28 protein-coding genes are annotated in these 25,223 nt (G+C 67.5%); 7 read left to right on the forward strand and 21 right to left on the reverse strand.

Annotation, left to right across the window (positions count from 1 at the left end; all coding sequences use genetic code 11):
* Positions 1 to 104: 104 nt before the first annotated feature.
* Both NY1_RS13795 and NY1_RS13800 read right to left on the reverse strand, forming a co-directional pair.
* The gene (locus NY1_RS13795) at positions 105 to 1,847 is read right to left on the reverse strand and encodes an ABC transporter ATP-binding protein (protein WP_067712107.1); all 1,743 of its coding nucleotides are present in this window, start codon (positions 1,845 to 1,847) and stop codon (positions 105 to 107) included.
* Positions 1,844 to 3,721, reverse strand: a complete 1,878-nt coding sequence (locus NY1_RS13800; protein ID WP_084534948.1) for an ABC transporter ATP-binding protein — start codon at positions 3,719 to 3,721, stop codon at positions 1,844 to 1,846. The genes NY1_RS13795 and NY1_RS13800 overlap by 4 nt, the downstream gene beginning before the upstream one ends.
* Before the next feature lie 103 nt (positions 3,722 to 3,824).
* Here NY1_RS13800 and NY1_RS13805 point away from each other — a divergent pair, with 103 nt between their 5' ends.
* The 3 genes from NY1_RS13805 (at position 3,825) to NY1_RS13815 (ending at position 6,135) form a co-directional block, all read left to right on the forward strand.
* Positions 3,825 to 4,304, forward strand: coding sequence for a TIGR03667 family PPOX class F420-dependent oxidoreductase (locus NY1_RS13805; protein WP_233434327.1), 480 nt, complete (start codon positions 3,825 to 3,827; stop codon positions 4,302 to 4,304).
* 62 nt (positions 4,305 to 4,366) lie between these two features.
* Positions 4,367 to 5,302 carry an RluA family pseudouridine synthase gene (locus NY1_RS13810; protein ID WP_067712481.1) on the forward strand — a complete coding sequence of 312 codons (936 nt, stop codon included), beginning with the start codon at positions 4,367 to 4,369 and terminating at the stop codon, positions 5,300 to 5,302.
* A 68-nt stretch (positions 5,303 to 5,370) separates the two neighbouring features.
* Complete coding sequence (locus NY1_RS13815; RefSeq protein ID WP_067712110.1) at positions 5,371 to 6,135, forward strand: CPBP family intramembrane glutamic endopeptidase; 765 nt, start codon at positions 5,371 to 5,373, stop codon at positions 6,133 to 6,135.
* A 117-nt stretch (positions 6,136 to 6,252) separates the two neighbouring features.
* Here the strand turns inward: NY1_RS13815 and NY1_RS13820 are convergent, their stop codons facing one another.
* The 4 genes from NY1_RS13820 to NY1_RS13835 all read right to left on the reverse strand — a co-directional run bounded on the left by NY1_RS13820 (position 6,253) and on the right by NY1_RS13835 (position 10,737).
* Complete coding sequence (locus NY1_RS13820; protein ID WP_067712113.1) at positions 6,253 to 6,666, reverse strand: hypothetical protein; 414 nt, start codon at positions 6,664 to 6,666, stop codon at positions 6,253 to 6,255.
* A gap of 173 nt (positions 6,667 to 6,839) precedes the next feature.
* The gene (locus NY1_RS13825) at positions 6,840 to 8,999 is read right to left on the reverse strand and encodes an MMPL family transporter (RefSeq protein ID WP_067712116.1); all 2,160 of its coding nucleotides are present in this window, start codon (positions 8,997 to 8,999) and stop codon (positions 6,840 to 6,842) included.
* 37 nt (positions 9,000 to 9,036) lie between these two features.
* Complete coding sequence (locus tag NY1_RS13830) at positions 9,037 to 9,546, reverse strand: EXLDI protein (protein WP_169815349.1); 510 nt, start codon at positions 9,544 to 9,546, stop codon at positions 9,037 to 9,039.
* A 237-nt stretch (positions 9,547 to 9,783) separates the two neighbouring features.
* Positions 9,784 to 10,737 carry a LysR family transcriptional regulator gene (locus tag NY1_RS13835; protein WP_067712122.1) on the reverse strand — a complete coding sequence of 318 codons (954 nt, stop codon included), beginning with the start codon at positions 10,735 to 10,737 and terminating at the stop codon, positions 9,784 to 9,786.
* Positions 10,738 to 10,816: 79 nt separating this feature from the next.
* On the opposite strand from NY1_RS13835, the gene NY1_RS13840 reads away from it, so the two are divergent.
* The gene (locus tag NY1_RS13840; RefSeq protein WP_067712125.1) at positions 10,817 to 11,233 is read left to right on the forward strand and encodes a DUF5997 family protein; all 417 of its coding nucleotides are present in this window, start codon (positions 10,817 to 10,819) and stop codon (positions 11,231 to 11,233) included.
* 188 nt (positions 11,234 to 11,421) lie between these two features.
* Here the strand turns inward: NY1_RS13840 and NY1_RS44520 are convergent, their stop codons facing one another.
* A complete protein-coding gene (locus NY1_RS44520; RefSeq protein ID WP_084534949.1) occupies positions 11,422 to 14,745 on the reverse strand; it encodes an FAD/NAD(P)-binding protein in 3,324 nt (1,107 codons plus the stop codon).
* A 172-nt stretch (positions 14,746 to 14,917) separates the two neighbouring features.
* Between NY1_RS44520 and NY1_RS41965 the strand changes: the two genes are divergently transcribed.
* Positions 14,918 to 15,568, forward strand: a complete 651-nt coding sequence (locus tag NY1_RS41965) for a DUF4232 domain-containing protein (protein WP_157762218.1) — start codon at positions 14,918 to 14,920, stop codon at positions 15,566 to 15,568.
* 98 nt (positions 15,569 to 15,666) lie between these two features.
* Here NY1_RS41965 and NY1_RS13860 read toward each other — a convergent pair whose 3' ends face one another.
* On the reverse strand, positions 15,667 to 16,878 hold the full coding sequence (locus tag NY1_RS13860) for an MFS transporter (protein ID WP_067712137.1): 1,212 nt from the start codon (positions 16,876 to 16,878) through the stop codon (positions 15,667 to 15,669).
* Positions 16,879 to 17,017: 139 nt separating this feature from the next.
* Here NY1_RS13860 and NY1_RS13865 point away from each other — a divergent pair, with 139 nt between their 5' ends.
* Together NY1_RS13865 and NY1_RS13870 are read left to right on the forward strand one after the other, a co-directional pair.
* The gene (locus NY1_RS13865; RefSeq protein ID WP_067712140.1) at positions 17,018 to 17,476 is read left to right on the forward strand and encodes a MarR family winged helix-turn-helix transcriptional regulator; all 459 of its coding nucleotides are present in this window, start codon (positions 17,018 to 17,020) and stop codon (positions 17,474 to 17,476) included.
* Positions 17,477 to 17,494: 18 nt separating this feature from the next.
* Positions 17,495 to 17,890, forward strand: coding sequence for a VOC family protein (locus NY1_RS13870; RefSeq protein ID WP_067712143.1), 396 nt, complete (start codon positions 17,495 to 17,497; stop codon positions 17,888 to 17,890).
* 70 nt (positions 17,891 to 17,960) lie between these two features.
* Here NY1_RS13870 and NY1_RS13875 read toward each other — a convergent pair whose 3' ends face one another.
* The 13 genes from NY1_RS13875 to NY1_RS13935 form a co-directional block, all read right to left on the reverse strand.
* Positions 17,961 to 18,533 (reverse strand): hypothetical protein, encoded by a 573-nt coding sequence (locus NY1_RS13875; protein ID WP_067712146.1) that lies wholly within the window; start codon positions 18,531 to 18,533, stop codon positions 17,961 to 17,963.
* Between the two features lie 465 nt (positions 18,534 to 18,998).
* Positions 18,999 to 19,295, reverse strand: coding sequence for a 30S ribosomal protein S17 (gene rpsQ, locus NY1_RS13880; protein WP_067712149.1), 297 nt, complete (start codon positions 19,293 to 19,295; stop codon positions 18,999 to 19,001).
* Positions 19,292 to 19,531, reverse strand: coding sequence for a 50S ribosomal protein L29 (gene rpmC, locus NY1_RS13885; RefSeq protein WP_040855205.1), 240 nt, complete (start codon positions 19,529 to 19,531; stop codon positions 19,292 to 19,294). The genes rpsQ and rpmC overlap by 4 nt, the downstream gene beginning before the upstream one ends.
* Positions 19,531 to 19,947, reverse strand: coding sequence for a 50S ribosomal protein L16 (gene rplP / locus NY1_RS13890; protein ID WP_067519522.1), 417 nt, complete (start codon positions 19,945 to 19,947; stop codon positions 19,531 to 19,533). Before rplP ends, rpmC begins: the two co-directional genes overlap by 1 nt.
* 3 nt (positions 19,948 to 19,950) lie before the next feature.
* The gene (rpsC, locus tag NY1_RS13895; RefSeq protein WP_067712152.1) at positions 19,951 to 20,754 is read right to left on the reverse strand and encodes a 30S ribosomal protein S3; all 804 of its coding nucleotides are present in this window, start codon (positions 20,752 to 20,754) and stop codon (positions 19,951 to 19,953) included.
* Positions 20,755 to 21,153 carry a 50S ribosomal protein L22 gene (gene rplV / locus NY1_RS13900; protein WP_067712156.1) on the reverse strand — a complete coding sequence of 133 codons (399 nt, stop codon included), beginning with the start codon at positions 21,151 to 21,153 and terminating at the stop codon, positions 20,755 to 20,757.
* Positions 21,150 to 21,431 (reverse strand): 30S ribosomal protein S19, encoded by a 282-nt coding sequence (gene rpsS, locus NY1_RS13905; RefSeq protein WP_067712162.1) that lies wholly within the window; start codon positions 21,429 to 21,431, stop codon positions 21,150 to 21,152. Before rpsS ends, rplV begins: the two co-directional genes overlap by 4 nt.
* Before the next feature lie 14 nt (positions 21,432 to 21,445).
* Positions 21,446 to 22,276: a 50S ribosomal protein L2 gene (gene rplB, locus NY1_RS13910; protein WP_067712165.1), complete on the reverse strand. Its 831-nt coding sequence runs from the start codon at positions 22,274 to 22,276 to the stop codon at positions 21,446 to 21,448.
* A gap of 33 nt (positions 22,277 to 22,309) precedes the next feature.
* Positions 22,310 to 22,615 carry a 50S ribosomal protein L23 gene (gene rplW / locus NY1_RS13915; RefSeq protein WP_067712168.1) on the reverse strand — a complete coding sequence of 102 codons (306 nt, stop codon included), beginning with the start codon at positions 22,613 to 22,615 and terminating at the stop codon, positions 22,310 to 22,312.
* On the reverse strand, positions 22,612 to 23,283 hold the full coding sequence (gene rplD, locus NY1_RS13920; RefSeq protein WP_067712171.1) for a 50S ribosomal protein L4: 672 nt from the start codon (positions 23,281 to 23,283) through the stop codon (positions 22,612 to 22,614). Before rplD ends, rplW begins: the two co-directional genes overlap by 4 nt.
* Positions 23,280 to 23,945, reverse strand: a complete 666-nt coding sequence (gene rplC, locus NY1_RS13925) for a 50S ribosomal protein L3 (protein WP_067712173.1) — start codon at positions 23,943 to 23,945, stop codon at positions 23,280 to 23,282. Before rplC ends, rplD begins: the two co-directional genes overlap by 4 nt.
* Before the next feature lie 14 nt (positions 23,946 to 23,959).
* Positions 23,960 to 24,265, reverse strand: coding sequence for a 30S ribosomal protein S10 (gene rpsJ, locus NY1_RS13930; protein ID WP_040804197.1), 306 nt, complete (start codon positions 24,263 to 24,265; stop codon positions 23,960 to 23,962).
* Positions 24,266 to 24,754: 489 nt separating this feature from the next.
* On the reverse strand, positions 24,755 to 25,129 hold the full coding sequence (locus tag NY1_RS13935) for a hypothetical protein (protein WP_157762219.1): 375 nt from the start codon (positions 25,127 to 25,129) through the stop codon (positions 24,755 to 24,757).
* Positions 25,130 to 25,223 lie beyond the last annotated feature (94 nt).

Here is a 25,223-nt window from a genome sequence, read left to right on the forward strand (position 1 = left end):
CCCCGCGCGCCGCACCGTCATTCCGGCGTGGGTTTGGCCGGGATCTCACTTCCCACAGTGAGATTCCGGCCGAAAGCATGCCGGAATGACGAGGGGTGACGGCGTCAGGCCGGGGCGCCTTCGAGGCGCCAGCCGGAGGCTCGGGTGCGTTCGAACCAGAAGGCGGCGTAGCGGCCTTGGAGGGTGAGGAGTTGGTCGTGGGTGCCGCGTTCGATGATGCGGCCCTGCTCCATGAAGAGGATTTGATCGGCGTGGGCGATGGTGGCGAGGCGGTGGGCTACGACGATTACGGTTTTGCCCCTGGTCAATTCGTGGATGCCGCGCACGACCACCGCTTCGTTGTGGGGGTCGAGGGCGCTGGTGGCCTCGTCGAGGAGGACTATCGGGGCGTTCTTGAGGAGGGCGCGGGCGATCGAGACTCGTTGGCGTTCACCGCCGGAGAGGGCGGTGCCGCCTTCGCCGACGGGGGTGTCGAAACCTTCGGGGAGGCGGGCGGCGATCTCGTCCACGCGGGCGGCGCGGGCGGCGGCCAGGACTTCCTCGTCGGTGGCGTCGGGGCGGCCGGCTCGGATGTTCTCCAGGATGGAGCGATTGAAGAGGTAGACGTTCTGGAAGACCAGGGACATCTGGTTGAGCAGGAGTTCGGTGGGCTGCTTGCGCGCCTCGTGGCCGCTGACCGTGACCTTGCCGGAGTCGGCGTCGTGGAAGCGGGCGGCCAGGCGCAGGACCGTGGATTTGCCTGCGCCGCTGGGGCCGACGATCGCGGTCGTGGTGCCCGCCGGGACGGTGAAGGAGACGTCGGACAGGACCTGGGCCCCGGTGCGGTAACCAAAGGCGACCTGGTCGAAGACGATCTCGGGCGCGCCGGGGACGACATCCTCGTCCGATTCCCATTGCGGCAGTACGGGTTCGGCGAGCAGCGCGCTCACCCGGTCGGCGGCCGACGCGGCGGCGCGTAGGGCCCCGCCCAGCTGAGCGGCCTGGTTCAGGGGCTCGATGAAGCGGGAGCTGACCGCGATCAAGGCGATGGCGGCGGCCGCCGAGATGGCCCCGCCGGTGACGCGGCCGACCACCAGGTAGACCAGCACCAGGAAGACCGCCTGGACCAGCAGGGAGAAGACGATCAGGCCGGGGACGGCGGCGAACATCATGCCGAAGGCGGCCTTGCGCTGGCGTTCCAGAGCGGTGTCGAGGGCGCGATTGCCCGCGCCGACCGCGCCGAAGGAACGCAGGACCGGTTGCGCCTGAGCGAATTCCAGCACGCGGGCATTGGCTTCGGAGGCGGCCTCGTGCAGCTGCTCGTCGGCGGCCACATAGGAGCGGCCCGCCCAGCGGTTCACCAGATACAGGACCGGAGCGGCCACCAGCATGGCGAGCGAGATGCGCCAATCGATGAAGAGCATGCCGACTGCCACGCCCAGCGGGACCACGATGCCGGTGAGAATCTTGGCCAGCAGATAGGCGATCAAGCCCTGCACTTCGCGCACGTTCTCGACCACGACGCGGGACAGCGCGCCCGCGTTATGGCCGTCGAACCAGCCCAGCGGCAAGGCATTCAGGTGATCGCCGATGCGGGTCTGCAGGCCGTGCTGCATGCCGACGCCGATGCGCAGGCCGAGCACCGCTTGCAGGTAGCTGAAGACGACCACACCCGCGACGGCCAACGCCAAGCCGCCGGTCCAGGCCCAAGCACTGGCGAGTTCATCGCGGAACAGCGCCTGCAGCACCGGAACCAGCAGCACATAGGCGGCGGCCTGGCTCAGCGCCTGCGCCAGGATCGCGGCGACGAGTTTCGGTGTGAGCGGTGCGAATTCGCCCGGCACCAGCGCGAACAGCTTGCGGATCACCGCGATTCCTCCAGGGTGACGGCGGTCAGCGCCGCTTCGTTGATTTCCCACAGGCGCTGATAGGTCCCGCCCGCCGTGCTCAAGGTGGCGTGATCGCCCTGCTCGACCAGGGAGCCGTGCTCCAGCACCAGGATTCGGTCCACGCCGGTGATGGTGTGCAGGCGATGCGCGATCACCAGCACGGTCCGGCCGGCGACCAGCACGGCGAGGGCGTCCTGCACCGCCGCCTCGGATTCCGGATCGGCGAACGCGGTGGCCTCGTCCAGCACCAGGACCGGGGTGTCGGCCAGCAGCGCGCGGGCGATCGAAAGACGTTGCGCCTCACCACCGGAGAGAATGGCGTCCACGCCGATCTCCGAGTCGTAGCCGCGCGGCAGAGCGGTGATGCGGTCGTGGATCTGGGCGGCCCGCGCGGCGCGCTCGAGCGCATCGGCGTCGGCGTCCGGCTTGGCCAGCAGCAGATTGTCACGGACCGTGCCGCGGATCAGGCGCACGTCCTGGAACACGAATCCGACCGTGCGATACAGCTCTTCGGTGCCGAAGTCCCGAATATCGCGCCCGCCGATGGTGATCCGGCCACCGGTCACGTCGTAGAACCGCGGCAGGAGCTTGGCGAGCGTCGACTTGCCGGAACCACTGGGACCGACGAGCGCGGTGATGGTGCCCGGCGCAAGCTCGAGATCGACGCCGCGCAACACCTGATGGTCATCGCGGTAACCGAAGGTCACGCCCTCGAAGCGCACCGCGGTCGCGGCGGCTTCGGTTTGCCCGGTGTCTCCGGAGGCAGTGCGCGGATCGGCTGTCGGTAGTTCGGGGGTTTGCATCAGCTCATGGAGGCGCAGGGCCGCGTCGCCGGCGGTGCGCAGGGCCTGGGCGCCGTAGCCGAGGCCGAGAAGGGAGCTGCCCAGGCCCAATCCGACCAGCAGGAACGGGAGCAGGTCCAGGGGCTCGAGCCAGTTCAGGCCGACGCCGGCGAGGCCCGCGACGACCACGAGGAGCATGACGAAGACGGGGGCGACCACGGTGTCGGAGATCGACTGGATGGTCATGACCGGCAGCTTGAGTTTGCGTAGGCGGTCGGTCTGGTTCTCGACGGCGGCCTGGAATTCGCTGTACGCCTTGCCCGCTCGGCCGAAGGCGCGCACCACCTGGATGCCGTCGACGAATTCGACGGTGGCTTCGCGGGTGCGGAGTTCGGATGCGTTGTACGCGACCAGGCGTTCGCGGCCGGGCTCGTCGAGCATCTGCTTCATGCAGAGGGCGTAGATCACCAAGGGCAGCAGGAGGACCAGGGTGAGCCGCCAGTCGACGGTGGCCAGGTAGATGAGCGTGACCAGCGGGACGGTCACCGAGCCGATGAAATCCAGGCGGGCGTGGGCGACCAGGTAGTGCAGCGCCTCGACGTCGTCCTGGAGGTACTTCTTGACTTCGGAGGAGGTGCGTTCGCCGAACCAGCCGAGCGGGACGCGGGTGAGTTTGTCGGCCAGCAGGCGGCGCAGGGTCAGCTGATATTTGGCATCGACGGTGTGCGACCAGGTCAGAGCGGCCGCTTGCAGCACGGCGCGAACGATCAGGACGATCACCGCGATCAGCAGCAGATGCCAGACCCGGCCGGTGTCCACGGCATCGGAGAGCAATTCACGAGCGGCCGAGACGATCAGCAGGAACGGCACCACCGCGCACACCGAGGCGATGGCCACGACCAGACTCGCGAGCGACAGCGTGCCCGCGACCGGAGCAAGAATCTCCTTGCGCGCCTGGGCTTCCCGCTGTTTGCGCGCCTTGGCGGCGGCCTTCTCGGCGGCCTGGTCCGTGGTCCCGGCGGCCCCCGCCCCGGATTGCGTCGCCTCGGGCGGCGCTACCTCCACCGTCATCTGCCCTGCCTCTCGATCCGATCGGTTCGCCCGATCCTCACACAAGAATCGACAGGAAGATAGGTTAGGCTAACTTTCGAGGCCGTGCGCGCGGGACCCCCGGATGGCGGAAACCCGCCGGACCGGAATCCCGTCCCCGCCCCCGCTGTTGGTCAAGTCCATGACCCTTGTCGACACCGGCACAAAATTCGGCGCCCGCGTCGCCGAACGACTCGACCGCGACACGATCATCTGGCTCACCACCGTCGCCGCCTCCGGCACCCCCTCTCCCAATCCGGTCTGGTTCCTCTGGGACGGCGCCGAATTCCTGGTGTTCAGCGAACCGGGACAGGCCAAGCTCCGCAATATCGCCCGCAATCCCCGGGTCGCCCTGCACTTCAACACCGACGCCACCGGCGGCGACGTGGCCATCCTGACCGGCACCGCCCGCATCGACGAGCAACCGCCCACCGCCGCCGAGATCGCCCGCTACACCGAGAAATACGCCAAGGGCCTGGTCGATATCGAGATGACCGCCGAGAAGTTCTACGCCACCTACTCGACCCCGATCCGCATCACCCCGGACCGCCTGCGCGGCTTCTGACCACGCTCGCGCCGGGCATACCGTGCCGTTCCGGCAAACCCGGCGCGACTAGGGTCGTGCGGGTGAGACGCAGGCAGCAGCCGCCGCTACCCAAGCGGCACGGATTGGATCCGGCGCGGCTGCGGCTGCCCGAGGACGGCGGCTGGGCGACCATTCGCGATCATCTCGTGGAGCGGCTGCCCCGGGTGGATCCGGCCCGCATCGACGAGCTGCTGCGCGAGGGCGGGATCGTGGATCTGGACGGTCCGATCGCGCCGGACGCGCCGTACGTGCCGGGCGGGGCGGTGTGGTTCCATCGCGATCTACCCGAGGAGAAGACGGTGCCGTTCGAGATCGGCATCGTGTATCGCGACGACGACATCCTGATCGCCGACAAGCCGCATTTCCTGTCGACCATTCCGCGCGGGCAGCACATTCTGCAGACCGCGCTGGTGCGACTTCGGCAGGAGCTGGAGCTGCCGGATCTGATTCCCGCGCATCGGCTGGATCGGGTGACCGCCGGGCTGGTGCTGTTCGTGGTGAATCCGGCGCGGCGCGGGGCGTATCAGACGATGTTCCATAAACGGCTGGTGCACAAGGAGTACGAGGCCATCGCGCGCTTCGATCCGGAACTGGAACTGCCGCGCACCGTGGTGAGCCGGATCGTCAAGGAACGGCAGGTGCTCAAGGCTTACGAGGAGCCGGGCGAGCCGAATGCCGAGACCGATATCGAGCTGGCCGAACACCGCGACGGCCTGGGCCGGTACCGGCTGCGGCCCAGGACCGGGCGCACCCATCAGCTGCGGCTGCACATGAACAGCCTCGGGGTGCCGATCCTGGGCGACGACTTCTATCCCGATCTCACCGACAAACCGGTCGACGACTACACCCGGCCACTGCAATTGCTGGCCGCGGTGCTGGAATTCACCGATCCGATCACCCGGCAGCCGCGCCGCTTCGAAACCCGCCGCACGCTGCAGGCTTGGGACGATCCGGAGGGCTGGGCGCACGGGGTGTGAACCTGAGAATCCGGGGTATCGACCACAAACGAAGCCCGTTCTAAGGATCCGTCCGTACACTGGCCCCGATGTCTCGAAACGATAACGGTGCGGTCGCCGTGCTCGCCGATCAGCCCGCTCCCCCCGGTCACCGGCTGCACGCCTATATCGATGTAGCCGTCGTTGTCGTCGTCTTGACCTGCACGAACCTCATCGCGCACTTCACCACGCCGTGGGCCAGCATCATCTCGGTGCCGATCGCCGCGGTGGTGCTGGTCGGTATGGTCCGGCGGCGCGGATTGGCCTGGCACGAACTCGGGCTCTCACCGCGGCATTGGCGCAAGGGTTCGCTGTGGGCGCTGGCCGCGGTCGGCGTGGTGCTGACGGCGGTGGCCATCGGGGCGCTGCTGCCCATCACCCGGCCGTTCTTCCTGGCCGATCGCTACGCCACCATTTCCGGCGCGCTCATCGCCTCCATGATCGTGATCCCGCTGCAGACCGCCATTCCCGAGGAGCTGGCCTTCCGGGGCGTCCTGCACGGGACCCTGGATCGGGCGGTCGGCGCGCGCGGCGTATTCGCAGCCGGTTCCATGCTTTTCGGGCTCTGGCACATCGCCTCGTCACTGGGATTGACCAGCGGCAACAAGGGATTGAGCAGTTTCCTCGGCGGCGGGGTGGCCGGGCAGATCGCCGGTATCGCGCTCGCCGTGCTGGCCACCGCGGGTGCGGGCGTGGTGTTCACCTGGTTGCGCCGCCGCAGCGGCAGCCTGCTCGCGCCTATCGCATTGCACTGGTCGGTGAACGGCGCGGGCGCGCTGGCCGCCGCCGTGGTCTGGCATACGACCCTGCGCTAGCGGAGGGGCGAGCCTGGCCGGCCAGGGAACAGAGGATGGTGGGCCGGCCAGGCCCGGGACGATCCGGCGTGATCGGGTCGCGCCGAATCGAATTCGTGGGTTCTCTCGAACCGGGTGCTACGAGCCCAGGAAGCCCAGCGGGCCCGCGCCGCAGGTGGCGCTGCCGGTCAGGGTCGGCTGCGCGACGTTCACGCGCAGTTCCCAGGCCGAACCCTGGAGCACGGCCAGGGTGTGGGTGCCGGCGCCCTTGGGGGTCCACTGCACGGTGGCCTTGCCGTTGACCGGATCGACCGAGCCGCCGCCGGAGATGATGACGCCGTTGTCCCAGAACGAGACCGGGAACCAATGGTCGACGGTGGCGGTGATCTGGTAGGTGCAGGCCGCGTAGATATTGCGGGCGTTCACCGACAGTCCGGTGGGCGAGGCCGAGGCGTAGGGCGCGCTCAGGGCCGCCGAACAGGCCAGCACGCCCAGGGCGGTGGCCCCGACGCCGATTCGGCGGGCGATGTGGTTGTTCACGGACATGGTCATCGAAGTAACTCCCTTGGTACCGGCCGCTTCGTGTGCGGTCCGGGCGAACTGTATCGGCTGTCCAGTTCAGTGCGGGGCACTTTCGGGAAAAAACTGAAACACGTTTCTGTCAGAAGGTCCGGGAAACGCGAAAACCCGCCTCCCCGAAGGGAAGCGGGCTCGCTGACCTGCGATTACCGGCGGGCCGGATCGTAGTCGTGGACGGTCCAATCCGAGCCGACCTCCTCGATCGGCTGCCGGGCGTCCCCGCCGTGCCCGGGCCACCAGGCCTTGCGGCCGATCAGCGCGGTCACCGCCGGGGTGAAGAACATCGCCATGACGAAGGCCGCGATGGCGATGCCCACCGAGATGGCGAAGCCCATCTGCTCGAGCATGGAATTGCCCGCCAGCATCATCGAGGCGAAACTGCCCGCCAGGATCAAGCCGGCCGCCGCGATGGTCGGACCCGTATGCCGCACGGCCAGCGCCGCCGCGGTGTGCGGATCGTTGCCCTCGCGGGCCTCCTCACGCAGTCGCGCCACCATCAGGATGTTGTAGTCCGTCCCGAGCGCCACCACGAACAGGTACATGATGATCGGCATCGTGAAGATCAGGCCCGAATCGCCCTGCACGTGCTGGAAGATCAGCACCGCCGCGCCGAGCGTCGCGCCGAAGCCCAGGAACACCGAGGCCATCAGGTACCAGGGGGCCACCACCGAGCGCAGCAGCAGTCCGAGCACCAGCATGATCAGCACCGCCGCCACCGGGAAGACCACCTTGTAGTCCCGGTTCATGGCCGCCTTGAAGTCGACGAAGACCGAGGTCAGACCGCCCACCTTGGCTTCGGTACCGGTCGGCGCGGCACTGTGCGCGGTATCCCGCAGCGGGCCGCCGACGATCTCCAGCGCGGCATCGGACTCCGGCGCGGAATTCAGCGTGACCTGGTATTCGGCAATCGTCTTGTCCTGCGACAACTTCGGCGGCGACACCTGGCCGACGCCCTCGACTCCGGCCAGGGCCGTGCGGTATTCGTTCAGCTGCGCATCGTTCAACTGTCCGGCGCCCGCACTGGTCAGGTACACCTGCGACGGCTGCGTGGTGCCGGCGGGCATGCCCTTGAGCATCTCCTTCTGGTACACCACCGATTCCGCGGCGTTCGAGGTCGAGCCGGAGCTCAGATCGAACGTCGGATTGAAACCGACGGCGAAGACGCCCAGCGCCACCAGCACGCCGCCGGACGCCACCGCGAACACGGCGGGCCGCTTACCCAGGGCCGAGCCGATCGCGGTGAACCGCGCCCCCTTCGGCTCCACCTGCCACGCCTTGGACGGCCAGAACACCTTGGTGCCCAGCAGCGAGACGATGGCGGGCACCAGCGTCAGACCCGCGGCCAGGGTCACCGCGACGGCGATGGCCAGGGCGTAACCCATGGAACGGAACATGCCCATGGAGGACAGGGTCAGCGCGCCGAAGGCGATGATGACCGCGGCCGCGGCGGAGGTGATGGCCTCGCCGACCCGCTCCACCGCATTGATCACGGCGGTCTTGGCGTCGTCGCCGGCCCGCAGCCGTTCCCGGAAGCGGAACATCAGGAACAGGATGTAGTCGGTGCCGACGCCGAACATGACGATCGACAGCAGCGCCTGCACCGAATTGTCGATCTTCAGGTCGAAGGCCTCGGCCGCCATGCCGATCAGGCCGGTGGCCATCGGGGACAGCGCCATGATGACCAGGATGGGCAGCAGCGCGATCACCGGGCTGCGGAAGATGACCAGCAGCAGCACCACGATCAACAGGATGGTGGCGACCAGAATGATGGCCAGGCCCTTGTTGCCGGATTCGGTCTGATCCAGATTCGACGCGGCCGTACCGGTGACACCGGCCTTCAGGTCGGTGCCCGCGGTCTGCTCCTTCAGCGCGTCCCGCAATGCCTTGACCGCGTCCCCCTGCCGGGTATCGGTCTGGCTGTCCATCTTGGTCATGCCGACCGCGACGATATCCACCAGGCGGTTGTCCGACGGCGGCGTCGCCACGATGCCGGTGATGTTCTCGATCTTCTTCTCGGTCAGCCGCGCCGCGGCCGTCTGCACGGCCTGCGCGTCGATCTCGCTCAGCGGCGCGCCGTCGGCACGCTCGAAGACGATGAGCGCGGCCGGCGGTTCACTGTCCGGGAAGGCCTTCTTCTGCACCTCCGCGGCCTGAATGGACTCGTAATGCGAAGGGAGGAAGTCGGATTGATCGGTGGTGGCGGCGAGCTTGGGGGCTACGGCCACCACTCCGACGATGGCGATCAGCCACAGGCCGATCACCAGCCAGGGCTTGTCGACGACGAATCGTCCGAGGCGGGAGAACATGCGGGAGAAGTCCTTTCGGGGTTCGGCCGCTTGTAGGTCAGATGTCGAGGACGGTTTCGGACGGGTTCTCGGTCACATCGGCGACGATGCGGAAGACCTTGGCGGGCACTCGATCCCGCAGTTCACCGAGGGTCTCGTAGATGTCGAGGGTGAAGTCGCCGTAGCCGTCGTCGCCGAGGCCGAGCAGTTCGCGCCAGTTCTTGAAGCCCTTGACCCAGTCGGTCAGCGCGGAGAAGTCGGACTGATCGGAAACCCGTCGCGCGGTGGCGAATTCGAGCTTCTTCTCCTGGTAGGCGTGCTTGGTGGCGTTCTGCAGGTCCTGCCATTCGATGTAGTGGCGGTGCACGACGAACTTGCCCTTGCGGCTCACGTAGACCCGGACCACCTCGGTGCCGGCCTTGGTGACCTCGTTGGCCTCGGCCAGCAGGCGGCCGGTGAACTTCTGGGTGCGGCCGCCGCCGGGGCCGACGCGCAGTTCGAATTCGCGCAGGCCGGACGGGAGGGCGGGCTGGGTGTCGTCGTCGGTCTTCTGGATGTCGATGGCCATGATCAGGCTCCATTTCATTCATGAATGCGCATATGAGCATTCAGATAGAACAGTGTGTCGCGACTGGGCGAAACACACTGTGTAGCAAGCGTTCTCGGTACAACCCCCGAGCTTCTGAGCTCGTGCAATCACTATAAGTAGACGTATACGTATAGCGCAACCCTGAGATGACCCTGAACTTTGCCCTGAGATGCGAAAAGGCCCGTCTCCCACCGGAGACGGGCCTTCGACCTGGAGTTATCGACCGCGACGGGACGACGGTTTGGCGGGTTTGCGAGCGGATCCGGACTTCGGCTTGCCTCCGGCGGGCGGCTTCTTCGCACTCGAGGATGACTTCTTGGCCGGCGGCTTCTTCGGCTGCTCCTGGCCCGACGGCGAACGCGAGCTGTTGGCGGACCGGCCGCGCACGATGCCGACGAATTCCTCCACCAGTTCCCCGGTGTGCGCGGTCGGCCAGGCGAGTGCGACCTCGGTGTCCGGTGCGTCGGTGACGGTGCGGTAGACCAGATCCTTGCGATGGTGCAGGCGCGCGATCGAATGCGGGACGATGGCCGCGCCGCTCACCGCGGCGACCAATTCCATGGTCATGGCGGCATCGTCGATGTCCGAGGCGTCCTGCATGCGCTCGTCCGCGAGATCGGCGGTGCTCACCGCGTCGAAGGCGGCGATCGGATGATCCTTGGGGACGACCACCACGGGCAGTTCGTGATAGAGCGGGATGGCGCTCATGCCGTCACGATCGATGGGCAGCCGGACGAAGCACATGTCCACCGCGCCCTCGCGCAGCGCCGACTCCTGCTCCTTCATCGGCACCGGGAGCAATCGCAACGGAATGTCCGGGAACCGGTCCGCCCACACCCGCTCCCATTTGGTGACCGTGACCCCGGGCACGAAACCGACCCGCAGGCTCGGCACGCCGTCGGGCACCGGTTCGGGCGCGGCGGCCGCCGCTTCGGCGAGTATCCGGCGCGCCGCGTCGAGCAGTTCCTGCCCGTCGTCGCTGAGCGTGGTCGGACTCACCCCGGGCAGGAAAAGCTTCGTGCCGAGCTCCTGCTCCAGCTCGATCACGGTGCCGCTCAAGCGCTGCCGGGCGATGCCCAGCGCCTTGGCCGCACGCGCGAAGTGCAACTCCTCCGCGACCGCGACGAACCACCGCAGTCGTTCCACATCGATGGACTCGAACCGGCTCATTCCACCCAGGCTATTGCACGGCGGCGGCGTCACCGCACCGCGCGCCCGGTTGCCGCGGCCCGCCCGATACCCTTGATCGGTGAGCCCGGACAAGAACCCCCAGACCATGAAGCCGCTGACCGCGGCCAACAAGCTCGGTATCTACCTGCCGGCGACCCCTGAGGAGTTCCGCAACAACCCGGTCACCCGCGCGCAGCTCGAAGAGCTCCGCACCAACCCGCCGCAGTGGCTGACCGATCTGCGACAGACCGGTCCGTTCCCCCGCGATGTGGTGGCCCGCAAACTCGGGGTATCCAATTCCGGCCTGGTGCGCGCCGGTATCGAGGAAGCCCTCGACGCCGAACAGATCGCCGCCCTGCTCGCCGAACCCCCCGCCTGGCTGCTCCGCGAACGCGAGAACCTGATCGAGGTCCGCAAGGAAGCCGAGCGCGTCAAGACCAAGGAAGCCGACCGCCGCGCCGCCTCCAACCGCCCGCCGAAGCGCCTGTTCGGGTAGGCCCGGCTCTCGGGACTCTCAGGGGCTTACGCCCCCGAACCCCCTCGGTGGAGGACGCGGAAACGAATTCTCAGCGGCTGCCGCCCAGCCGGGGCGCCGGGTGATCGTCGGGAACTGGTCGCGGTGTTCATCGGCGGATGCCGCAACCAGTTCCCGGTGATCGCTCCGCCGGGTTGAGGGTTACCCGGTCAGAGACGGCGGAGGACCCGATCCACGAGGTCGGGGGCGGCGCCGAGGTAGTTTTCGGGGCGGAGCAGGTCTGCCAGTTCGGGTTTGGACAGGTGGAAGGCGATATCCGGGGATTCGGCCAGGATGTCGGCCAGGGGGCGGGCGGTGGACTGGGATTCGAAGGACGCCGATTGCAGGGTCTTCTTGGCGACCGGTTTGCCGAGCAGGGGGGCCAGGCGGATCGAGAGGCGCTCGGAGACTATTTGGCCTTCGCTGAGTGCGAGATTGGCGGTCATGCGGTCGGCGTCGGCGGTCAGGCCGTTGGCGAGTTCGACGGCGGTGTGGGCCGCGCCGCCCACCAGGAGCAGGCAGTCGCGCAGCGGCCGCCATTCGGCGTGCCAGGCGCCGGCCGGGCGTTCGTCCTCGGCCAGCAGCGCGCCGAAGAGGGTGGAGGCCAGTGCGGGGACCTGCAGGGCGGCCGCGCGGATCATGGTGCTGAGCACCGGATTTCGCTTCTGCGGCATGGCCGAGGATTCACCGCGTCCGGCGGCGGCGGGTTCGACGAGTTCGCCGATCTCGCTGCGGGACTGCGAGATCACGTCGACGGCGAGCTTGCCCAGCACCCCGGAGGTGAGCGCCAGCGCCGATGCCAGGTCGGCGATCGGGGTGCGGGCGGTGTGCCAGGGAATCGGGCTGATGGTGAGGGAGAGTTCGGCGGCGAACGCCTCGGTGAGGCGCTGCGCGATCTCGGCGGCGGGCGCCTGGGCGAGATCGGAATCGGTGCAGCGGGCGCACTCCACATAGGAGGCGAGAGTGCCTGCGGCCCCGCCCAATTGGACCGGCAGCGAGGCGCGGACGCGGGTGAGGCGTTCGCGAGCGTCCAGCAGGCCCTGCATCCAGATCGCGACCTTCGCGCCGAAAGTGGTGGGGACCGCGTGCATGGCGAGGGTGCGCCCGGCGATCGGGGTGCTGCGATGGTCCCGCGCCAGATCTGCGAGCGACACCAGGACACAGTCGATATCGGCGATGATGACCGCGAGCACCCGCGATGCGATCAGCATGGTCGCGGTATCGAGAATGTCCTGACTGGTCGAGCCGTAATGCACATAGTTGGCGCTGGCCGGATCCACATCGGCGACCGCGCGGTGCAGCCGCTCCACGAAGCACACCACCGGATTCGCCGCGCCCCGTGCGGCTTCCGCGATCTCGCGCGGATCGAACTCGTGCTCGCGCACCGCGATGGCGAGATGTTCGGTGACGGTCGGCGGCACCATGCCCAGGCGCGCCTGGGCCCGGGCGAGCGCCAGCTCCACCTCCAGCATGGCCTCGATCCAGGCATCGTCGCCCAGCAGGGATTCCACCGGCGTACCCACGCCCACGGGGGCGAGCAGGCCGCACTCGACCGTCATATCGTCATGCCTTTCACAGTGATTCGCTGATTCCTGATATCGATGGGCGGTGAGGATCTCGCGGGCGATGGCATCGCCGTCGGCGAGGGTCACCGAATTGACGCCGGGGCGCGCACCGGCCGCCGTCACCCAGCGCACCGCCTCGGTCGGCACCCCGAAGGCGAAGCGGCGCGGGTGAATTCGCCCGCTCGCCTCCACCACGTGATGCGAGCCGGGCGCGACGGCCAGCCCGCCGGTGCGGTAGGCGCTGCCGTCCGGCGAGCCGATCACGTAGTCGCGCGCCTGCTCCCGCTGCACCAGGTTGCGCAGCAGGGGATCCGCGGTGCGCCGCAGGTCCGGGGCGGGCAGCCAGGCGTCGATGAGCGTGCGCCCGGCCGCCACCGAACCCGCGACCTGCGGTGAGCGCGCGACGAATTCGTGCCCGTCGATGCCGACCCGCATACCGGGCCCGACCACCCGCACCACCCCGGCCCGGATGAGCGCCGCCAGCTCGGCGATGCGCGCGGCCGGCGGGCCGATGGACAGGAAGGCGTTCATCGGCGTGTACCAGCGGTCCAGGTCGTCCCGATACGACGACCCCGCGATCCCGCCGTAGTCGACGATCAACCGGACCTCGTTGCGCAGATCCCGCAGCACGTCCAGGGCGGCCTTCACCGGACCGCGCACATTCCCCAGCTTCGCCTGCCGCACATCGGCATCCAGGTAGGCCAGCAGCCAGTGCTGGAATTCCGCCGGAGCGCCGAAGCGGCGGCCGCCGGTGGGATCGACGAGACTGAACCAGTCCCAGCGCTGCCGGTCCCGGATATCGAAGCGCGCCAGCAGTTCCGACGCGGCCTCGTCGTTCGCGGCGGCGAGATAGCGGGCGCGGAAGGACTCCAGGCGCATCGGGCTGAGGCGGTCGGCCAGCAGGCCCGCGTAGTAGACCGACTCCACTTCGCGGGCGATCAGCGGCCAGACGTCCCGGCGGAACGACACGTCCCCGGATTGCCGGGCGCGCCTGCGTAATTCGGCGATACGGTCGGAGTCGAGCAGCACGGGCAGGTAGCGCTCGTCCACGCCCTTCTGATTCTCCCCGCGGGCGTGATGCGGCACGCCGCGCCGGCAACCGGCGATGATCTGCGGCTCCCGGCCGGACGGGATGTACTCCAGTCCGGCATCGGATTCCTTGAAGCGGCCGCCGCGCCCGGCGGTGAGCAGCACCAGATAGTCGAAGAAGGTGAGCCCGAGGCCGCGCACCAGCAGCGGTTCGCGTTCCGGAATCCGGTCCAGGTCGATATCGGCGGCATTGGCGGGCGGGATGTGGCCGAGGCCGAGGCGGCGGGCCGAATCCGGCAGGGCGCCCGGTTCGTTCGCGCCGAGTTCGGCCAGATGTCCCTGGGCCAGCACCACGGCGTGCAGGCCGCGCAGGCGTTCGCCGGTGCTCAGCTCCACCTCTTGCAGACCACCGGGTCCGTCGCGCAGATCGACGGCGGTTGCCGTGATTTCGCGTACGTGCACCCATTCCGCGTAGTGGTCGCGGGTGCGTTCGAAAACCCAGCGCAGATAATGGCCGTAGAAGTAGCGCGGCGGATAGCTTTCCGGGCGGATGCGCAGCGCTTCCCGATAGGCGTCGGCGGGCAATCCCGCGAAATTGCCTATTTTGGCCAGGAAATTGGCCCATTCGTAGAGGCTGGGGCCGCGGTCGACCGGGCCGGCCATATCGACGCTGTCGTCGGTGAAGGCCGTAACCTGTTCCGCCACCGTGTTCATCAGCAGGTGAGCGGACTGGCCGGTGCGCCACACGGCGCCGGTGCCGACGCGCGCCGAGTCGATCAAGACCAGTTCCACGCCCGCGGAATTGCCTAGCTGCCGGGCATTAGCACAAATTCGTTCGAAGACATTCAGACCACGCGGTCCCATTCCTACGATCGCTATACGCAATGCGTTGTCGAGCATTCACTCTCACCGATTCACGCTCGAAATCATGCCCGGTAGCGGGCACGTCGCCGAGGCTAGCAGTGCCCGAAATATCCCTCAAGAACGTGTGGTATGGAATGCCGGAATAGTCCTGAAAAATGGCAATTCGCATACGCTCTCGGCCGTCGCGCGGCAGCACTACCATTGGTACATGACGGTGACCGGGAAGCTGCTCTGGTGCTTGCTCGCGGCTGGCGCGCTCGCCGCGGGATGCTCACCCGACAACAGCGCCGGGCCGCCCGGTACCACCAACGAGTTCCCCACCCCACCCGTCACCGGCTCGAGCACGCCCGAACCGCCGACCACCGCACCGGCCACCTCGACGACCACCGTCACCACCGCGCCGGTCACCACGTCACCGGTCACCACCACGCCCGGCGGCCTATCCGCCTGCCGGACACAGCAATTGACGGTGACGCTCGGCGGCGCCCAGGGTGCGGCCGGGCATCAATACACCCCGGTCGTGTTCACCAATACCGGGACCGAACCGTGTTCCATCCAGGGCTACCCGGGCGTCTCCTACACCAATGGCGCCGACGGCGCTCCGGTCGGCGACCCGGCCACCCGGGAAGGCGGCGAGACCGCGGCCGTGCGGCTCGATCCGGGCGGCCATGCGACAGCGACCCTGCAGACCGTCACCAGCGTCGATGTGTACCCGGTCGACCAGTGCCTGCCGGTTCAGGTCGCGGGCCTGCGGATCTACCCGCCGAACAACACCGAATCGGTGTTCATCGCCCAGGCGCGGACCTGGTGCAGCCGAGGCGGCGGTATGAGCGTGAAGCCGGTGGCGGCCGACAAATAGCGCGCGGCAGCGGCGTGGATCGCGCCGGAGAAGGCAACGGCCCGCCCGCCCATGAAAGGGCGAGCGGGCCTGCATGATTCGCTGTGCGGCGACGGGTGTCAGCCGCGTGCGGCGGCGAGGCGCTCCACGGCCGGGGCGGCTCCGGCGAACTCCGTTTCGGTCGCCACGTCCCGGCGTTCGAGGGCGGCGGACAGCACGGCCAACCCCAGCGCGGCGGCGGCCATGGCGGCGCCCACCCAGTTGGGCGCGGTGTAGGCGAATCCGGCCGAGAGCACCAGCCCGCCCAGCCACGCGGCCAGGGCATTGCCGAGATTGAAGGCGCCGATATTCATGGCCGAGGCCAGCGTCGGCGCGGCATGGGCGTGGTCGAGGACCCGCTTCTGCAGCGACGGCACGCTCGCGAAACCCAGTGCGCCGACCAGGAACAGCGTGAGCGCGGCCAGCACCTTGACGTGCGCGGTGACGGTGAACAGCATCAGCACCAGGCTGAGCGCACCGAGCGAGGAGTACAGCATGGGCATCAGCGCGCGGTCGGCGAACTTGCCGCCCACCAGGTTTCCGACCACCATGCCCAGGCCCAGCAGCACCAGCAGCCAGCTCACCGAGCTGTCGGCGAAGCCCGCCACGGAGGTCATCATCGGAGTGACGTAGGTGATGGCGGCGAACACCCCGCCGAAGCCGAGCACGGTCATGCCCAGGGCGAGCAGGACCTGCACATTGCGGAAGGCGGCGACTTCCTGGCGCACCCGCACCCCTTCCGGCTTGGGCAGGTCCGGTACCAGCTTGGCGATACCGATCAGGCCGGCGACGCCCAGCAGCGCGACGATCGCGAAGGTGATGCGCCAGCCCGCGTGCTGGCCGATCAGGGTGCCCAGCGGCACGCCGACCACGTTCGCGAGGGTCAGGCCGGTGAACATGGTGGCGATGGCGCCCGCCTTCTTGTCCGGCGCGACCAGTTCGGCGGCGACCACGGCCCCGATGCCGAAGAACGCGCCGTGGGTCAGCGAGGCGACGATGCGGCCCAGCAGCATGATGCCGAAGGCGGGCGCGACGGCCGACAGCAGATTGCCGGCGATGAACAAACCCATGAGCAGCATGAGCATTCGCTTGCGCGGCACCTTGGTGCCCAGCACGGTCATGATCGGCGCGCCGAGCACGACGCCCAGCGCGTAACCGGTCACCAGCCAGCCGGCGGTCGGGATGGTCACCCCGAATTCCCCGGCGACCTCGGGCAGCAATCCCATGACGATGAACTCGGTGGTTCCGATTCCGAAGGCCCCGATGGCCAGGGCGATCAGTGCGAGCGGCATGAGCCGATCCTTCCGCGAACGATTGCAAGAGCGCTTTACGTGCACTCACAATAGTTGCAGGCGCGGGTTAATTGCAAGCGCTGGCTATTGCGAGCGAGTGGTATTCTGGTGCCAGCCGCCCTGACCAGAGGAAACGCCGATGACTGCCACCGATCCCGCCATGACCGCCCTGGCCCAGGGCTGGAGCGCGCTCGCCCTGCTGCACGGGCGGATCGAATCGCATATCGAACGCGCTCTGGAAGCCGGCCACGACCTCAGCGTCCGCGAATACTCCCTGCTCGACGTACTCTCCCGCCAGCACGACGGCGACGGCGGCATGCTCAACATGAAGCAGGTGGCCGACGCCATCGTCCTCTCCCAATCCGCCACCACCCGCCTGGTGACCCGCCTCGAAGACCGCGGCCTCTGCGAGCGCTACCTCTGCCCCCACGACCGCCGCGGCATCTACACCAAGGTCACTGATTCCGGCCACGCCCTCCTCGAAGCCGCCCGCCCCACCAACGACACCGCCCTCCGCGAAGCCCTGGACGCCGCCGCCCAGAACCCCGAACTCGCCCCCCTGGTCCGCGTAGTCGAATCCGCCACCGTCCCAGCCTGATTCCCCTAGGTTCCGCTCATGCCCCTAGGACACCTCGGCATCAACGTCAGCGACCTCACCGCCGCCCGCGCCTACTACGACGACCTCATGCCCCTGCTCGACTACGAACCCCTGCTCGCCGACGCCACCCAATTCGCCTACTGGCCCGCCGCCCGCAAAATCGGCACCTACGTGTTCTTCTACCCCGCGAAAACCCCCGGCTACTCCCGCTCCCTGCCAGGACTCCAGCACCTGGCCTTCATGGTCCCCACCCACGCGGCGGTAAACGCCGTCCACGACTGGGCGCAGCACCGAGGCGACGAAATCCTGCACCCACCACAGGAATTCCCCCAATACCCGCCGCCCTACTACGCCACCTTCTGGACCGGCTTCGACGGCATCATGCTGGAAGCCGTCTGCCACAAACCGGCGTGAGGTCGCCCGGACGAAAAACAGGCCCGCTTCCGGATGGGAAGCGGGCCTTGGACTTACGAGGGATTGCCGGTCAGCAGTAGTAGCAGACGCCGTTGGCGGGGAGTTCGGTGAAGCATTCGGCGCACATGGCCTTGCGGACCTGTTCCGGCTTGATCTCGGCCGGGGCGGGGGCCGCGGGGGCCGACTGGATGCGGATATTGCCGCCGGACTTGGGGATGAGCGGGGGGATGCCGGGGGGAACGTCGGTGGCGTAGGCCGAGTAGCAGGCCCAGCGGGCGTAGGCCGCGTGGATCTCCAGGTCCTCGGGGACGGGCAGGACGTTCAATTCCAGGACGTACTTGTAGCTTTCGGTGACCTTGTGATTCTGCTTGAGGCAGAGCGAGGTCAGCGGGGGTTCGCCGGCATTGTGGGCGCGGCGGGCCACCTTGCGCAGGATGGCGTCCATCCAGGTGCGGGTGGGGGCGTCGGTGCGGATGCCGGACATCTCCTGGATGCGGTCCGCAAGCTCGTTCACGGTGATGAAATGGCCATAGCCGGAAGCGGTTTCGACGAGCACCTCATGGGCGGCCAATGCCCACGAGATCGATGCGTCGCGGAAAGTGACCGCGGTGTGGTCGTCGGTCCGCCAGGCCCCAGATGTCATTGTCGCAGCATCCCTCATAGCCCATCAAAGATAGCGACTCGAAGCCTAATACCAAAGTCAACGCGGTCTGTTTCGGATGTGATGAATCCTGGTGTGTCGCAGTAAAACTCTGGGATTTCGCGTCCCAGACGCCCGATGGCATGAGCAGGCCCACAAAGCAGGAACGGCCCGCCGCCCTGACGGGCAGCGGGCCGGATCGCGTAATGCGAAGCGGGTAGACCCGCAAGCACACCGCCCGAACAGCAAACGGGCCGAATCGCATCGCGGGAAGTGGTAAAGCCGCAGGCCCACGGCCCAAACGGCGAGCGGGCGGACCTCATCGCAGGTTGCGACGAACCCGGGCCAGAGCAGACGGGACCGCTTCCATCAAGGAAGCGGGCCGGTCCTGTGTTCCAAAAACACCGGCCCGCTTCCCGAAAGGGAAGCGGGCCGAATGTATTTGCGACCGTCGAGTCGTGGAGAGGCTTACTTGGCCTTCTCCAGGACCTCGACCAGACGCCACCGCTTGGTGGCGGACAGCGGACGGGTCTCCATCAGCTGCACGCGGTCGCCGATGCCGGCGATCTCGTTCTCGTCGTGGGCCTTCACCTTCGAGGTGGTGCGGATGATCTTGCCGTAAAGCTTGTGCTTCACGCGATCTTCCAGCTCGACCACGATGGTCTTGGTCATCTTGTCGGAGACGACGTAGCCGATGCGCACCTTGCGCTGGCCCCGCTCCTCCTGCTTGGCCGGCGTCTTGGCCGGGCCCTTGGCGTCACTCATGCCGCGTCTCCCTTGCCTTCAGGACCGGAGGCCAGGCCGAGCTCGCGCTCACGCATGACCGTGTAGATGCGCGCGATCTCGTGACGGACCACGCGGAGGCGCCGGTTGTTCTGCAACTGGCCGGTCGCCATCTGGAAGCGCAGGTTGAACAGCTCTTCCTTGCTTTCGCGCAGTTTGGCCACGAGCGCGTCGTTGTCGAGCTCGCGGAGCTCTGCGGCCGGATTAGCGGTAGCCATCAGAACTGCTCCTCCCTGGTCACGATGCGGCACTTCATCGGGAGCTTGTGCATCGCGCGGCGCAGGGCCTCACGAGCGGTCTCCTCGTTCGGGTAAGACATCTCGAACATGACCCGACCGGGCTTCACGTTCGCGATCCACCACTCCGGCGAACCCTTACCAGAACCCATGCGGGTTTCGGCCGGCTTCTTGGTGAGCGGGCGATCGGGGTAGATGTTGATCCAGATCTTGCCGCCACGCTTGATGTGGCGGGTCATCGCGATACGCGCCGACTCGATCTGACGGTTGGTCACGTAAGCCGGCTCCAGAGCCTGGATGCCGTACTCACCGAACGCCACCGAGGTGCCGCCCTTGGCCATACCGGAACGGCCCGGGTGATGCTGCTTACGGTGCTTGACCTTGCGAGGCATCAACATAGGTCAGCCCTCCTGGGTCGTTTCCGCCGGAGCGTCCGCGACGGCAGTCGCGGCGCGGCCGGCCTCAGTGCTGGTAGCCGTGGTGCCCTGGGCACCGGAACGACGCGGGCGGCTCGGCCGCTCACGACGCTCGCGACGATCGCCCGACGGAGCGGCGGTCGCGGTGACCTCACGCTTGCCACCGACGATGTCACCCTTGTAGATCCAAACCTTCACGCCGATACGGCCGAAGGTGGTCTTGGCCTCGTACAGGCCGTAGTCGATGTCCGCACGCAGGGTGTGCAGCGGCACGCGACCTTCGCGGTAGAACTCCGAGCGCGACATTTCCGCACCGCCGAGACGGCCGGAGCACTGCACCCGGATGCCCTTGACGTTCGGCGAACGCATGGCCGACTGGATGGCCTTGCGCATCGCGCGACGGAACGCCACACGGTTCGACAGCTGCTCGGCCACACCCTGAGCGACGAGCTGCGCATCCGACTCGGGGTTCTTGACCTCGAGGATGTTCAGCTGCACCTGCTTCTTGGTGAGCTTCTCCAGCTCGGCGCGGATGCGGTCGGCTTCGGCGCCACGACGGCCGATCACGATGCCCGGACGCGCGGTGTGGATGTCCACCCGCACGCGGTCACGGGTGCGCTCGATCTCGACCTTCGAGATGCCGGCCCGCTCCATGCCGGTGGCGAGGAGCTTGCGGATCGCGACGTCTTCCTTCACGTAGTCCGCGTACTGCTTGTCCGCGTACCAACGCGACTTCCAGTCGGTGGTGATACCGAGGCGGAAGCCATGGGGATTGATCTTCTGTCCCATTTACTTTGCCCCTCCCTTCCGGCGGCTACGAGTGGCGCCGGCGGTGGGCACGCTCTCGACCTCGATGGTGATGTGGCTGGTGCGCTTGCGGATCCGGAACGCACGGCCCTGGGCACGCGGCTGGAAACGCTTCATGGTGGCGCCCTCGTCGACGAAAGCCGTCGAGATCACCAGGGTGGCCGGGTTGAGGCCGAGGTTGTTCTCGGCGTTGGCGGCCGCCGAGGCGACGACCTTCGCAACCGGCTCGCTCGCGGCCTGCGGCGCGAACTTCAGGATGTTCAACGCGTCCTGGACGGAGCGGCCGCGGACCAGGTCCACGACACGGCGCGCCTTCATCGGCGTCACGCGAACGTGCTTGGCGGTCGCGCGCGCGGTCAGGTTCTGAGTTTCAGTGCTCATCGCCGCTTGCTCTTCCGATCTTCCTTGACGTGGCTCTTGAACGTACGAGTCGGCGCGAACTCACCGAGCTTGTGTCCAACCATGTTCTCGGACACGAACACCGGCACGTGCTTGCGGCCGTCGTGGACCGAGAACGTGTGGCCGATGAAATCCGGGATGATGGTCGAACGACGCGACCAGGTCTTGATGACCTGCTTCGTGTTCTTCTCGTTCTGGACGTCCACCTTCTTGAGGAGGTGTTCGTCGACGAACGGGCCCTTCTTCAGGCTGCGTGGCATGTCTAACCTCCTCCTTAACGCTTCTTGCCGCGGCGGCGGACGATGAGCTTGTCGCTCGGGCGGTTGGGCTTACGGGTGCGGCCTTCCGGCTTGCCCCACGGCGAGACCGGGTGGCGACCACCGGAGGTCTTGCCTTCACCACCACCGTGCGGGTGGTCGACCGGGTTCATGACGACACCACGGACGGTCGGGCGAACGCCCTTCCACCGCATACGGCCGGCCTTGCCCCAGTTGATGTTCGACTGCTCGGCGTTGCCGACCTCGCCGATGGTGGCGCGGCAGCGCACATCGACACGGCGGATTTCACCGGAGGGCATACGCAGGACGGCGTAGGCGCCTTCCTTACCCAGCAGCTGGATGGACATGCCCGCGGCACGAGCCAGCTTGGCGCCGCCACCCGGACGCAGCTCCACGGCGTGCACCGTGGTACCGGTCGGGATCGAGCGCAGCGGCAGGTTGTTGCCGGGCTTGATGTCGGCGCCGGGGCCGGACTCGATCTTCGTGCCCTGGGCGATGCCCTTGGGCGCGATGATGTAGCGCTTCTCGCCGTCCGCGAAGTGCAGCAGCGCGATGTTCGCGGTGCGGTTCGGGTCGTACTCGATGTGCGCGACCTTGGCCGGGATGCCGTCCTTGTCCAAACGACGGAAGTCGATCAGACGGTAGGCACGCTTGTGGCCGCCACCCTTGTGACGAGTGGTGATGCGGCCCTGAGCGTTACGGCCACCGGTCTTGGTGAGCGGACGCAGCAGCGACTTCTCGGGAGTCGAGCGGGTGATCTCGGCGAAGTCCGAGACCGAGGCACCGCGGCGACCCGGGGTAGTCGGCTTGTATTTACGGATTGCCATGAGTTCTTCTCTACTTTCTGAAGTCCCCGCCGCTTACGCGACCGGGCCTCCGAAGATCTCGATGGGCTTGCTGTCGGCCGAGATGGTCACGAGCGCGCGCTTGGTGCTCTTGCGCGTGCCGTAACCGAAGCGGGTCCGCTTGCGCTTGCCCTGACGGTTGGCGGTGTTGACGGAGGTCACCTTGACGCCGAAAACCTTCTCGACGGCAATCTTGATCTGCGTCTTGTTCGAGTCCGGGTGCACGATGAAGGTGTAGGTGCCTTCTTCGATCAGTCCGTAGGACTTCTCGGAGATCACCGGCGCGAGCAGGATGTCGCGGGGGTCGGCGATGGTGGTCACTTGCTCTCCTCCTGTGCAGCTTCGGCAGGGCCGTGCACGAAGGCGTTGAGCGCCTCGACGCTGAAGATGACCTCGTCGGCCTTCAGCACGTCGTAGGTGTTCAGCTGATCGGGAGCGATCGGGTGCACGTTCTGCAGGTTCGCCACGGACTTCCACGTGGTGACGTCCTCGCGGCCCACCACAACCAGGAGCTGCTTGCGGGTCGAAAGCTCAGCCAGGAAGCTCTTGGCGGCCTTGGTCGACGGGGTCTGACCCGAGACCAGTTCGGTGATGACGTGGATGCGCTCGTTGCGGGCGCGATCCGACAGGGCGCCACGCAGCGCGGCGACCTTCATCTTCTTGGGCAGGCGCTGGGTGTAGTCGCGCGGCTGCGGGCCGTGGACGGTGCCACCGCCGGCGAACTGCGGCGCACGGGTCGAACCCTGGCGCGCACGGCCGGTGCCCTTCTGGCGGTACGGCTTCTTGCCACCGCCGCGGACCATGCCGCGGGTCTTGGTGGCGTGCGTGCCCTGGCGAGCCGCGGCCTGCTGGGCCACGACGACCTGGTGCATCAGCGCGATGTTCGCGGTCACGTCGAAGATCTCCGCGGGGAGCTCGACGGTGCCCTCGGTCTTGCCGCCGGCGGCCTTGACCGTGAGGGTCAGGTTGGTCTTGGTCTCGGTGCTCATGCCCGGGCACCACCCTTCACTGCACTCTTGACGATCACGACGCCGCCGGTGCGGCCCGGGATCGCGCCCTTGATCAGCAGCAGGCCGTTCTCGGCATCCACCTTGTGGACCGAGAGGTTCTGCGTGGTGACGCGGTCGTTACCCATCCGGCCGGACATGCGCATGCCCTTGAACACGCGACCCGGGGTGGAGCAACCGCCGATGGAACCCGGACGACGGTGCACGGCCTGCGCACCGTGCGAGGCGCCCTGGCCACGGAAGCCGTGGCGCTTCATGGTGCCCGCGAAGCCCTTGCCCTTGGAGGTGCCGGTCACGTCGACGTAGCTGCCCTCTTCGAAGGCGTCGGCGTTGATTTCCTGGCCGACCTCGAAGGCCGAGGCGTCAGCGACGCGGAGCTCGGCGATGTGGCGGCGAGGGGTGACACCGGCCTTGGAGAACTGGCCGGAGACCGGCTTGTTCACCTTGCGCGGGTCGATGGCGCCGAAGGCGACCTGGACGGCGGAGTAGCCGTCGCGCTCAACGGTGCGGATCTGGGTAACGACGTTCGGGCCCGCCTTGACGACGGTCACGGGAACGACGCGGTTCTTCTCGTCGAAGACCTGGGTCATGCCGAGCTTGGTGCCCAGGATGCCCGCGGCCGGACGGCTCTTGTTGTCAGTCATATTCGAAGTCCCCGTCACTGAATGTTGACGTCGACGCTGGCCGGCAGGTCGATGCGCATGAGAGCGTCAACCGTCTTCGGCGTCGGGTCGAGGATGTCGATAAGCCGCTTGTGCGTGCGCATCTCGAAGTGCTCGCGCGAGTCCTTGTACTTGTGCGGCGAACGGATGACGCAGTAGATGTTCTTCTCGGTGGGCAACGGCACCGGGCCGACCACACGGGCGCCGGTACGGGTCACCGTCTCGACGATCTTGCGCGCAGACGCGTCGATCGCCTCATGGTCGTAGGCCTTGAGCCTGATGCGGATCTTCTGTCCCGCCACGCTGAGTGTCCTTTTCTCCGCTTACGTTGTGATCCAAGAGCTTTCACTCTCGAACCACCCTCATTTGCACAGCCCGAACACACGAAGACGCATCAGCCACAACACACACGACCGGCCCCTGGGGCCCGTCCATCGCCGCTGTTCATCTGTCATGGTTCATCCGGTCCACGCGGTCGGGCGTGTCGCTCCGCCGCACATTCCTCAGCCCTGAGCAAATCTCATACGAGCCTCGGAACAGTGTCCCGGACGCACCCACACCGCTTTCAGGCGGGGTGCAAAATTCGGTCTTGCTTGCCTGTCACCTGCGCTGATCCAACGGAAAAGACGCAACCCGGTGTGGGCAACCCGAATAGTATGCCTCGAGGTCCGGGGCGATCTCAAATCGCCCCCTCCCCCACTTCCATGGGTGATGGCGCTGGTCACACCATGTCCGAAATGTGAAGGCCGGTGCGGAAAGTTCCGCACCGGCCTGGGCCCGAAAGATTCGGACTACACCAATTCGATGACCCGGAACGGCTGGCCGAAGTTCTGGGCGGGATCGATCCAGACGAGCGCGAACAGGCCGCCGCGCCCGGCGGCGTCGCGGATCACGTCACTGACCGGAAGGTACATCTCGTAGTCGGTGAACGGCTGGTGCGTCTCGCTGCTGAAGCGGAAGATCGCGCGATCGCCCACGATCCGGTCGAGCACGACCGGGATCGGCGAGTTGTTCAGCGCGACGGTCTCGCCCTCATCAAGAGCGAACCCGGCGTAGACGCCGTTGCCCGGATTGATGATCGGCTGAATCGCCGAAGCGGAGCCGGCTCCGGCCACCGTCGCTCCGAGCGCGATGCCCAGCGCCGCGACCACGGTACGAATGCGCATGATTTCGAGAACTCCCATCCCCAACCGACCGGTGAGATGGCGCCGGGACCAGCCGCGTCCCGCGACACGGCGGCTCAAGCTAGCAACGGTCCGG

The sequence above is a fragment of the Nocardia yamanashiensis NBRC 100130 genome (assembly GCF_001613325.1).
Classification (GTDB): Bacteria; Actinomycetota; Actinomycetes; order Mycobacteriales; family Mycobacteriaceae; genus Nocardia; species Nocardia yamanashiensis.